Source organism: Actinomyces ruminis (genome assembly GCF_002154335.2).
GTDB lineage: Bacteria > Actinomycetota > Actinomycetes > Actinomycetales > Actinomycetaceae > Actinomyces > Actinomyces ruminis.
The window spans coordinates 1-10,945 of sequence record NZ_MTPX02000018.1; the positions used below are offsets into that span (position 1 = coordinate 1).

Consider the following 10,945-nt stretch of genomic DNA (forward strand, 5'->3'; position numbering starts at 1 on the left):
TCGGGAGCGGTGGGAGGCACTCACCGACGGCGGCTGGGACTCAAACACCCTGGAGGAGCTCACCGCGGCCATGGCGGCGGTGTCGACCCTGCGTGCCAGCCAGGATGAGGAGATCTCCGCCGCGGCGACCTGGGTCACCGCCAGGTCGATCGAGTTTGCCGTCGACCAGGTGCCCTCCAGGTACTACACCAGCACCATGAAGCGAAATCTCGCCGTCCTGCTGGGCAACATCCCTGACGAGGTCGCCGCCCTGGCGGGTGGTGAGTCTCTGGATCGTCCGGACCTGTATGGCCTGTCTGGCCTGGTTACCGACGCGCAGTTCGAAACCGTCCTGTACCGCGTCATCGACGATGAGCACGCCGCCGAAGCCCTGACCTCCGCCATGCTCCAATACCACCACGACCGGATCGACTCGCAAATGCCCACGGCCGCAGACCCCGAAGCCACCGTGCTTGGGCAGTATCAGTCCGCCGCGCAGACCATGGGCTACCTCGACGGCATTGCCGAACTACACACAAACAACAACACCGCCCCCGACCCCATAACCCCAGAAACCGCCCACGAATACATCACCTGGCAGCGGCATGTAAACGATCCTACCATGGACAGCATCGACCACGAGATGGTTAACACTAAAACAGGGTATGACCAGGGCCAGGCGGCAAAAGTCACCGACTGAGTCTCCAGGCGACTGGTCCCGCCGATCCTTCCATCCGCTCCCACGGATTCCCGGATACTCTCGCCCCGTCCCGCCCGGTCGGGCGCGAGCACAGCAGGAGGAGGCACCATGGGACGTGGCAGCAACCTGCCCCGGGTGGGCGGGTTCAACCGGGCCGTCGTACTGGAGGCCATCCGTCACTCCGCCGACGGGTTGACCCGGGCGCAGCTCGGGCGGATCACCGGTCTGGCGCCGCAGACGGTCTCCAATGTGACCCGTGAATTGCTCAACCAGCAGCTGATCCGCGAGACCGGCATCGTGCCCCCCGACGGCAGGGGCGCCCCGGCGTCGCCCTCAGTCTCAACCCTTCCGGAGGGCTCGCCGTCGGCATTCACATCGACCCGTCCGCCCTGGGCATCGCGGTAGTGGACCTGACCGGCGAGATCGTCGCCGAGAACTACGGTCCGCTCCCCTCACCCCAGGACTCCACGGCGGCGATCGCGCACCTGCAGCGCGAGGTCGAACGCATGGTGCAAGAGGCCTCGGTTCCGCGCGGCAGGCTGCTGGGCATCGGCGTCGCCGCACCCGGACCGATAGACGACGACGCCGGCACCGTCAGTCCGCCCCTATTGCCGGGCTGGGGCACGGTTCCGCTGCGCGACCTGCTGGCCCGGCAGACGGGCCTGGACGTCGTCCTGGACAAGGACGTCACGGCGGTGGCCAAGGCGCACCTGTGGACCGGCGAGTCGCCCGATCCCGCTAACTTCCTCGTGTTCTACCTCGGCGCCGGCGCGCGATCTCCCCGGTGATCGCCGGACAGGTGGTGCGCGGCACAACCGGTAATGCGGGCGAAAGCATGCATCTTCCCGGCGATCCGCGCTCCGATTCGCCGCGCGGGCGCATACTGGGCACGTCGCTGGGCGAGCGCGAGCTGGTGGCGCATGCGCGCGAGCTCGGCATGACGCTTCCGGGCGAGGTCGACTCGTGGAATCCCCATGAAATCGAGGAGGGCTTCACCGACCTGCTGGTCCGCGCCGGTCGGGGGGAGGCAACGGCGATCGAGGTGTTCGCCTCGGCGGGGCGTGTGCTGGGCGCTGCCGTACTGGCCGTGGCCGAACTGCTGGACATATCCGCAATCGTCATCACCGGCCCGCGCTGGGCCGCCATGCGGCCGCTGTGCGAACCCGAGTTGCAACACGCGATCGCCGATCACACGCTGCACGGGCAACCGCGTCCGCTGAACTTACACACCTCCTCGCTCGGCGAACGTGCCGGTACCGTGGGAGCGGCCTGTCTCGTGCTTGACCGCCTCTTCTCGCCGACTCCGGCAACGCTGCTCATCGGGAGTTGAGGGCCCGCGCTTGATCCCCAGGATGCGGTCGATGCCGAACAGGCGAGGTGGAGCCCGGGTCCGCCCACTGAGATCGGCCGCAACAGCGGCGCGCAAAACCATCACCGGCCTCGCATGGAGCATGCAGAAAACACCAAAAGCGGGCGATGGCCCCCAGGCACAGCGGCTACTCCCTGCGATGACTGTTTACGCGTTCCACCGACGGTTCGGCACTTCGCCGCAGCGCTTCGGCATTTCGCATGACGGTTCGGCACCCAGCGGTACGAACCGTCACCGCAGAGTACGAATCGTTGATCGGAAGGTACGAACCGTCGTCGTAAGTGCCGAAACGTCGTGCGTCCACTCCCGGCCCGGGTTCCGACCACGCTCCAAGACCCGCACACACCCACCCTTATATAACGAATCCACAACGACCCCAAGGGCGCCTTGACAGCATTTTATCCATTTGATGGAGTATTTAGCGATGGCGTCACAGTGGACGCCCCGGCGCGAAGGAGCCCACCCATGCCCCACTCAACCCCCGCACCCCTAACCCGCCCGGTCCCGAGCCGCCGTAGCTTTCTGATCGGCGCCTCACTCGCCTCCGCGGCCGCCGCGCTCGCCGCCTGCTCCGGCTCCTCGAACGAGCGTTCCACCAGCACCCTTAAGATCGCCTACCAGAAGACTTCGGCCTTCACCCAGCTCGAGGACCTGTTGACCAAGGCCAAGGACGAGTTCGAGGCCGCCAACTCGGAAGTCACCATCGAACTGGTGCCCATTGAGGCCGAGCAGGACCAGTACTTCACCAAGCTGGCACTGATGAACGGCTCCGACTCGACCGCTCCTGACGTCATGTACGAGGACTCCTTCCAGGTCCGCTCCGACGCCGCGGCCGGCTACCTCATGCCGATTGACGAGTACGTCGAGGCTTGGGAGGACTGGGACCAGTTCGTCGACTCCGCCAAGGAGGCCGGGCTCGGCGACGACGGCAAGCTTTACGGCGTCTCCATGGGCACAGATACCCGCGGCATCTACTTCAACAAGCAGATCTTCGCCCAGGCCGGGCTGCCCGAGGACTGGCAGCCGACGAATTGGGATGAGATTCTCGACGCCGCCCGCACCATCAAAGAGCAGGTGCCCGACGTCATCCCGCTGAATATCTTTGTCGCCAAAGCCGGTGGGAGATGACCTCCATGCAGGGCTTCGAGATGCTCCTGTCCGGCACCGACTCCGAGCTGCTATACAACGCCGACACGAAGAAGTGGGTCACCGGCTCACAGGGGTTCATCGACTCCCTGGCCTTCATGGACACGGTCTACGCCGAGGAACTCGGCCCTGCACTCGACGTCGCCCTGGACTCCACCATCGGCAACCGCGTCTCCACCGAACTCCTCCCCCAGGGCAAGCTCGCTATGGCGATCGACGGCTCCTGGATGCCCGGCGGCTGGATCTCCGGCGACAACCCGTGGCCCGAGTGGGAGGAGACGATGGGTTTTGCGATGATGCCTACGCAGAACGGGCAGGGTGACGGGTTCACCTCCATGTCGGGCGGCTGGACGCTCGCCGTCGGCTCCAAGTGCGCTAACCCCGAGGCCGCCTTCCAGTTCATCTCGATCGCCCTGAACTACGAGAACACCCTCAAGTACGACACGGAGAATGCCCAGGTCGCTGTACGCAAGGACGTCGCCGAATCCGAGGACTACCTCTCCTACAACCCGAGCTTCGAGTTCTTCTCCAGCCTGGTTCAGTACACGCACTTCCGGCCCACCACCCCCGACTACTCGCAGATTTCCGGGAACATCCAGGTCGCCTGCGAGTCCGTGGTCACCGACGACGCCACCCCCGAGCAGGCCGCCGCCACCTATGACTCCGGGCTGGTCGCCATCGTCGGCGAGGACGGCACCGAGGCGGCGTCCTGATGTCCGCCCCGGCTGCAACCGCGACGACGGCGGGCGGGGGCGCGCTGTCGTCCCGCCGTCGCCCCGGTAGAACTCTGCGGCGCACTGCACCGCTCCTTCCGGCGGTCGTCCTGCTGGCCCTATTCCTGCTCGGTCCAATCGTCTACTCGCTGTACGGTTCGCTCACCGACCGGGCGATGAGCGGTTACAAGGCGGCCGCACCATCCTTCGTGGGCCTGAACAACTACGTCACCCTTTTCTCCGATCCGGCCTTCGTCAAGTCGATCTTTCTTACGGCGGTGTTCGTCTTCGCCTCGGCGATCGTCGGCCAGAACGTGCTGGGCATGGTGTTGGCCGTCCTCATGCGGCACTGCGCCCGCCCCCTGGCCTCCCTGGTAGGTGGAATCGTGGTGGTGGCCTGGGCGCTGCCGGAGATCGTGGCGGCCTTCGCCTGCTACGCCTTCTTCGCCTCCGAGGGCACGTTGAACTCGATGCTCGCCTTCATCGGCCTGGAAGGGCCCAAGTGGCTGCTCGCCTTCCCTATGCTGTCGGTGATTCTTGCCAATGTCTGGCGCGGCACCGCCTTCTCGATGATGCAGTACAACGCCGCCCTGGCAGAGGTGCCGCCGGAGGTGAAGGAGTCCGCCGCCATCGACGGCGCCTCCACCGTGCAAAGCTTCTTCCGCATCACGCTGCCGATCATTCGGCGTTCCATCGCCACCAATCTCATGCTCACCACCCTGCAGACGCTCGGGGTGTTCACCCTCATTTGGGTCATGACCGGAGGCGGCCCGGGAACAAGTTCCTCCACCCTGCCTGTGCTCGCCTACCAGGAGGCCTTCAAGTTCTCCCAGGTCGGCTACGGCACGGCGATCGCCACCGTCACGCTGCTGGTGGGAGCACTGTTCTCCGTCGTCTACATGAAACTGCTCAAACCGGAGGTGGACTGACATGCCCGATACACGACAGCCGCCCGCATCATCGCTCAAACTCAGCTCCCCGCGCGGACGCGGACTCAAGATCGCCGCATCGGCGATCATGGCGCTGATCGGGATCTGCTTCCTGATCCCACTCGCATGGATCATCCTGTCCGCCTTCGACTCCGCGGCCACCGTGTCCATCTCCGTGCCCGAGACCTGGACACTGTCCAACTTCACAGAGATCGCCAACGTCGATGAGACCCTCCGGCCCCTGTGGAACTCGCTGGTCATCTCCTTCGGAACCGCGGCGATCACCGTAGTAGTGGCCACTCTCGCCGCCTACCCGCTCTCGCGTTTCCAGATGCGCTTCAACAAGGGATTCATGTACACGATCCTGTTCGGCACCTGCCTGCCGATCACGGCCATGATGGTGCCCGTCTACACCCTGTTCGTCAGCTTCCAGCTGCTCGACTCGGTTGCCGGCACGATCCTGTTCATGGCGGCCACTTTCTTGCCCATGGCCATCTGGATGATGAAGAACTTCATGGACTCCGTGCCGATCTCCCTGGAGGAGGCTCCTGGGTCGACGGCGCCTCCGCCATGACCGCCCTGTGGCGGATCGTGGTGCCACTGATGAAGCCCGGCATTGCGTGGTGTTCATCTTCGTGTTCACCGGCGCTGGGGGAACTTCTTTGTGCCCTTCGTGCTGCTGTTCTCCCCCGAACACCAGCCCGCTGCGGTGGCCATTTACAACTTCTTCGGCACTCACGGCTCCATTGCCTACGGCAAGCTGGCCGCCTTCTCCATCTTCTACTCCACGCCCGTGCTGCTGCTCTACCTGATCGTGCAGCGTCGCGCGGGCGGGGGCTTCGCCATGGCCGGCGCCGTCAAGGGCTGATCCGACGCCGGCACCCCGCCACAGACAACACCAGGAAGACCATCACATGCATTCCAACCCCGTCCTGACCGAGCAGCGCGCCGCGCGCCTGCTGCGCGACCATGTGCGCCCGGCGATCTATCGCGACCGCAGACCACTGGAGCTGTCGGCCTGGCAGGCACCGGGTGAACCGGTCCCCTTCACCCACGCCGTTGCTGAGGACTACTCCCCTATCGCCGTCGGCGCTCCCTGGGGACCGCCGTGGGGCACCACCTGGTTCCACGTCACCGGGCGTGTGCCCGCAGCGTGGCACCGCACAGACGGCGCGCACGTGGAGCTGAGCATCGACCTGGGGTTCACCGCCACCCAGCCCGGCTTCCAGGCGGAGGGCCTGCTGCTGCGCCCCGACGGCTCCGCGATCAAGGCCATCTCACCGCGCAACCACACGGCCCCCTGGGACGATGAGCCGGATGCGATCGATGTCTATATCGAGGCCGCGAGCAACCCGGACGTGGCCGGCAACTTCACCTTCTCCCCCACTCCCCTGGGCTATCGGGAGACCGCGGGCAGCGAGCCACTGTACCGCCTGGGCGCCGTGGATGCGTGCCTGCGCGACGACGTCGTGTGGGAGCTGACCCAGGACCTGACCGTCCTGCTGGAGCTGGCAGCCGCCCTCCCGGAGGACTCCTCCCGCCGCGCCCGTATAGACACGGCGCTGGAGCGCGCCGTCGACCTGATCGACCCGGGCGACGTGGCGGGCACCGCGGCGGCGGCACGGGTCGAACTGGGCGGAGTACTCGCATCCCCGGCCAATGCGAGCGCGCATCATGTGCTCGCCGTCGGGCATGCGCATATCGACTCCGCCTGGCTATGGCCGGTGCGGGAGACGGTGCGCAAGTGCGTGCGCACCTTCTCCAGCGCGCTCGCCCTGATGGATCAGGATCCGCAGTTCGTCTTCGCCTGCTCCTCCGCCCAGCAGTACCAGTGGGTCAAGGAGGCTCAGCCGGAGCTGTACGAGCGCATCCGCAAGCGGGTGGCCGAGGGACGCTTCGTTCCCGTGGGCGGCATGTGGTTGGAGTCGGACACGAATATGCCCGGCTCGGAGGCGCTCGCCCGCCAGTTCATTGAGGGCAAGTCCTTCTTCCTGAAGGAGTTCGGAGTGGAGACCCGCGACGTGTGGCTGCCGGACTCCTTCGGCTACAGCGGCTCGCTGCCTCAGATCGCCCGGGCCTCGGGCTCACCCTGGTTCCTGTCCCAGAAGCTGTCCTGGAACGACACCGACAAGATGCCGCATCACACTTTCTACTGGGAGGGCATCGACGGCTCCCGCGTGCTGGCGCACTTCCCCCCGGTGGACGCCTACAACGCCCGGCTGTCCGTCACCGAACTGCACCACGCCGAAGCAAATTTCTCCGAGAAGGGCATCTGCACCACCTCGATCGTCCCCTTCGGCTACGGCGACGGCGGCGGCGGCCCCACCCGGGACATGCTGGCAGCGGCGCACCGCTTCCAGGATCTGGAGGGCGTGCCGACGGTGGAGCTCGGCAGCCCGAACACCTTCTTCGAACGCACCCAGCTGAGGCACAGGCTCTGGCCGCGGAGGGCGGCGCGCAGCTGCCGGTGTGGCACGGAGAGATGTACCTGGAGTTCCACCGCGGCACCTACACCTCCCAGCTGCGCACCAAGCAGGGCAACCGTCGCAGCGAACATCTGCTGCGGGAGGCCGAGCTGTGGGCGGCAACGGCGGCCGTCCGCGAGGGCACGGCATACCCCTACGATGCCCTGCAGGAGTCGTGGCGCACGGTGCTGCGCAACCAGTTCCACGACATCCTCCCGGGCACTTCCATCGGTTGGGTGTATCAGCGCACCGAGGCCGAGTACGCCGAGGTTGCGCGCATACTCAACGAGGTGATCGGCGATGCCGCCGCCGCGCTGGTGGGCGACGGCGACACCCCGCTGCTGCTCAATGCCGCCCCGGCGGCGCGCGACGGCGTGCCCGCACTGGGCGCCGCCGCGCCGAAAGCCGCCGTCGGCGAGGTGTCGGTGGAGCGGTCTGCTGCCAGCACGATCATTGACAACGGGCTGCTCCGCCTGGTGCTCGATGCCGAAGGGACCCTGACCTCGGTGGTGGACCTGGAGGCCGATCGGGAGCTGCTCCCGCCCGGCGCCCGGGCGGGCCTGTTGCAGCTGCACCGCGACACCCCGCGCCAGTGGGACGCCTGGGACATCGACGCCGAGTACCGCCACACGGTTCAAGACGTGCTCGAGGTTCGGGACCTGGAGGTCATGCGAGACGCGGGCGGTGCGTGTGTGCACGTCACTCGCACGCTCGGGCGGTCCTCCACACTGGTGGAGTGCATCCGCCTGAGCCCGGACTCGAAGCAGGTGGTCTTCGACTTCGACGTTGACTGGCACGAGCGGCAGCAGCTGCTCAAGCTGGCCTTCCCGCTGGACCTGGTGGCGGACGCCTCCACCGCCGAGATGCAGTTCGGGCACGTGTCCCGCCCGACGCATCAGAACACCTCCTGGGACGCCGCCCGCTACGAGATCTGCGCCCACCGCTGGATTCACGTGGGCGAGCCGGGCTACGGGGTCGCGGTGCTGAACGACTCCACCTACGGGCATGACGTCACACGTGATGTGGACGCCTTCGGCCACCCGTCCACCACGGTGCGCCTGTCGCTGCTACGGGCCCCCCTGTTCCCAGATCCCGAGGCCGACCAGGGCCGGCACCAACTGCGGGTCGCACTGCGTCCGGGGGCAACGATTGACGACGCCGTGCGGGAGGGCTACGCCTTCAACCTGCCTGCACGCGTGGTCACCGGCACCCGGGAGGTCGCACCGCTCGTATCGGCTACGGGCACGGGTGTGGTGGTGGAGGCGGTTAAGCTCGCCGAGGACCGCAGCGGCGACGTCGTCGTCCGCCTGTACGAGTCCCTCGGGGCCCGCACGCGAGGCACCCTCACCACCGGTTTCGCCGCCGCCTCGGTAGTGGCCACCGATCTGTTGGAGCGCCCGACCGACGACGTCGAGTTGCACACCGGTCCCGCTGAGAGTGCCGACGGCGGGCAGGCGGGCGCCCTGACCAGCGACTTCGAGCTGCGCCCCTTCCAGATCCTCACGCTGAGGATTGCCCGGGCGTGATCGGTGGGCGCAGCCGACTACGGCACCCACCAGTGCAGCGACCCGGGCAGCATGCCGCATCCCGAACCTCGAGGCGGATCGGCTCAGTCCTTCTCAATCTGGATGGAACCGGGGTAGCCGCCTGCACCATCACGGCCGTAGATCAAGGACTGCCCGCCGCTGATACCGGTGTTGAGGCCTCTATTCGCGTGCATGAATACGCCTTCCGGGTCATGGGTGGGCACGACGTCGTCGGCCCAGTTGTGGACCTCTATGCTCTGCCGGCGGGTCGGCGGGTTGTCGAGGTTGAAGGCGGTGGTGCCGTCGGCGCCGGTGGAGTACCACGAATACGGTTCCCCGAACTCATCCTGGAGGTACTCGGAGTTGAAGGCGTCAGGGTCGGTGAACAACCCTCGGTTGACCGCCTCCGCATACGCTTGGGATTCCAATATGCTCCGAGTGATGGGGATCGGGTTGTCGAACTCTGCGTCCGCGCCTGCAATATCCGTCATGCGCTCAACGCCGATGGCATTTAGGTATCCATACGCATTGCCCATATTCTGGCACATGCCCCCAAGGTCGCCGGCGTCGGCCATGCCAGAGTAATCGGCTATAGCGGCGTCAACGAATGCCTTGGAGATGGTAGCAGCGGCGTCCTGATTGTCAATTACCCGGTAGATCAACGTGGTGTACACGCTGTTGGCATCACCGCTATTCTTGCTGTCATCGTCCCTGTACAGTCCCAAACCCCTGGGATACCCGCCATTGGCGACGTGAACGCCTTCTTCGGCAGTGTTGGCCACCACCACCGCCAGGTTCTCCTTCATGGCCTCCGTATAGTCCTCGAAGGGCACCTGGTCGACGGCGAACTCGATAGACCTTGCGACCGTCCATGTTGCTGCGGCGGAGGTCTCCTCGTCCTGACTGCCGCGCATGGTTGATACCGCCGCCATGGCGGCGGTGAGCTCCTCCAGGGCATCGGAACTCCAGCCGCCCTCGCTGAGGCTTCCCACCGCTCCTGCGTCTGTTCCCCCGGAATCCACCATCTATCAATGACCTCACCATCGGGGTTGAGGTACTCGAAGGCAGCTTGGGCGTTGGTCTGATCGGTGACGGCGTCAGGCTCGAAGCCGGGAATGTCCAGGCCGCGCTCGTCCGAGTCCGCCGCACACGCCGTGATTGGCATGCAGGCCAGCAGTAGTGCCAGCAGGAGTGTTTTAGTTCTTCTTGATCGCGATCTCACCGGGCTCACCTCCTATGCCGTCCTCTCCGCGGATCAGGCAGACCCCTCTGCGGATCCCGGCGTTCACGCCACTGTCCGCACGCATGACCGCGTATTCAGGGTCGTGTTCGGCGCCGATGGCGTTAGCCCAACTGTGAATCTGGGCGCTCTGCTCGCTGCTAGGCGGAGTATCCAGCGTGAAAGTGGTGGTGCCGTCATCGTTGGTCGTGTACCACGAGTAGGGCTCACCACTACCCCCATCCTGTAGGTATTCGGCGTTGAATGCCTCCGGGTCCGCGAACAGCCCCTGGTTAACCGCATCGGCATAAGCCATGGCCTCCAAAGCGGAACCCGTTGCGGCAATCGGATTGTCATAATCAGCTTCAGCGCCCATTATGTCGACCATGCGCTGGCCACTGATCGTCGCGAGGTATCCGTATACGCTCGCCACAATCTGATATTTCATTTCAAGCGTCGTCACGTCGCCGACGTCCGGATAACGTTCCATAGCGGCATCAAAAAACGCTGAAAGGATGCTCGCTGCGGCGGCTTTGTTGTCAATAACCCGATAGATCATCGTTGTATACAGGCTGTTGGCGTCGTCCAGGTCCTTGTCCTTCTCGCCCTGATACAGTCCCAATCCCTTAGGAGAACCGCCCGTGGCGACTTTCACTCCTTCGTCCGCGGTGTTGACCACCACCGTTGCTAAGTTCTCCTTCACTGCGTCGGTGTAGTACCTGGGGGGTACCTGGTCGACGGCAAACTCGATCGACCTGGCGGTGACCCAGGTCGCCGCGGCGGAGATCTCCTCATCCTGACTGGCACGCAGGGTCGACACCGCCGCCATGGCCGCGGTGAGCTCCTCCAGGGTGTTTGAGTCCCAGCCGCCGTCGGTGAGTGCCTCCCACCGCTCCCGA

Annotated in this window: 12 protein-coding genes and 1 pseudogene; 11 read left to right on the forward strand and 2 right to left on the reverse strand. The window is 65.7% G+C overall.

Translation table 11 applies throughout. The features are described 5' to 3' along the window. From BW737_RS15920 to BW737_RS16580, 11 genes and pseudogenes are all read left to right on the forward strand, one after another. Positions 1-679 (forward strand): DUF6571 family protein (locus BW737_RS15920; RefSeq protein ID WP_180272012.1); only part of this gene is annotated, 679 nt, incomplete at its 5' end. Between the two features lie 108 nt (positions 680-787). Beyond that, positions 788-1,084, forward strand: a complete 297-nt coding sequence (locus tag BW737_RS15925) for a MarR family transcriptional regulator (RefSeq protein WP_180272013.1) — start codon at positions 788-790, stop codon at positions 1,082-1,084. Next, entirely contained in the window at positions 1,084-1,467 is a 384-nt protein-coding gene (locus BW737_RS02440) for an ROK family protein (RefSeq protein WP_180272014.1), read from the forward strand. Before BW737_RS15925 ends, BW737_RS02440 begins: the two co-directional genes overlap by 1 nt. Beyond that, complete coding sequence (locus tag BW737_RS02445; protein ID WP_180272015.1) at positions 1,464-2,009, forward strand: ROK family protein; 546 nt, start codon at positions 1,464-1,466, stop codon at positions 2,007-2,009. The genes BW737_RS02440 and BW737_RS02445 overlap by 4 nt, the downstream gene beginning before the upstream one ends. Positions 2,010-2,513: 504 nt before the next feature. Beyond that, positions 2,514-3,176, forward strand: a complete 663-nt coding sequence (locus tag BW737_RS17455) for an extracellular solute-binding protein (RefSeq protein ID WP_257210386.1) — start codon at positions 2,514-2,516, stop codon at positions 3,174-3,176. Next, positions 3,173-3,907, forward strand: coding sequence for an extracellular solute-binding protein (locus tag BW737_RS17460; protein ID WP_257210387.1), 735 nt, complete (start codon positions 3,173-3,175; stop codon positions 3,905-3,907). The genes BW737_RS17455 and BW737_RS17460 overlap by 4 nt, the downstream gene beginning before the upstream one ends. Continuing rightward, complete coding sequence (locus BW737_RS02455) at positions 3,907-4,836, forward strand: carbohydrate ABC transporter permease (RefSeq protein ID WP_086616018.1); 930 nt, start codon at positions 3,907-3,909, stop codon at positions 4,834-4,836. Before BW737_RS17460 ends, BW737_RS02455 begins: the two co-directional genes overlap by 1 nt. A 1-nt stretch (position 4,837) precedes the next feature. Then, positions 4,838-5,410 carry a carbohydrate ABC transporter permease gene (locus tag BW737_RS17465; RefSeq protein ID WP_257210388.1) on the forward strand — a complete coding sequence of 191 codons (573 nt, stop codon included), beginning with the start codon at positions 4,838-4,840 and terminating at the stop codon, positions 5,408-5,410. A gap of 90 nt (positions 5,411-5,500) precedes the next feature. Beyond that, positions 5,501-5,704 carry a hypothetical protein gene (locus tag BW737_RS17470; protein WP_257210389.1) on the forward strand — a complete coding sequence of 68 codons (204 nt, stop codon included), beginning with the start codon at positions 5,501-5,503 and terminating at the stop codon, positions 5,702-5,704. Positions 5,705-5,750: 46 nt separating this feature from the next. Further along, a pseudogene (locus BW737_RS16575) lies at positions 5,751-7,202 on the forward strand (glycoside hydrolase family 38 N-terminal domain-containing protein); the annotation flags it as partial. 116 nt (positions 7,203-7,318) lie between these two features. After that, on the forward strand, positions 7,319-8,827 hold the full coding sequence (locus BW737_RS16580; protein WP_257210390.1) for an alpha-mannosidase: 1,509 nt from the start codon (positions 7,319-7,321) through the stop codon (positions 8,825-8,827). Between the two features lie 83 nt (positions 8,828-8,910). Here BW737_RS16580 and BW737_RS02470 read toward each other — a convergent pair whose 3' ends face one another. Together BW737_RS02470 and BW737_RS15930 are read right to left on the reverse strand one after the other, a co-directional pair. Further along, positions 8,911-9,819, reverse strand: coding sequence for a DUF6571 family protein (locus BW737_RS02470; RefSeq protein ID WP_086616017.1), 909 nt, complete (start codon positions 9,817-9,819; stop codon positions 8,911-8,913). Between the two features lie 204 nt (positions 9,820-10,023). Continuing rightward, positions 10,024-10,945, reverse strand: a 922-nt coding sequence (locus BW737_RS15930; RefSeq protein WP_180272016.1) for a DUF6571 family protein, incomplete at its 5' end; no start/stop codon positions are given.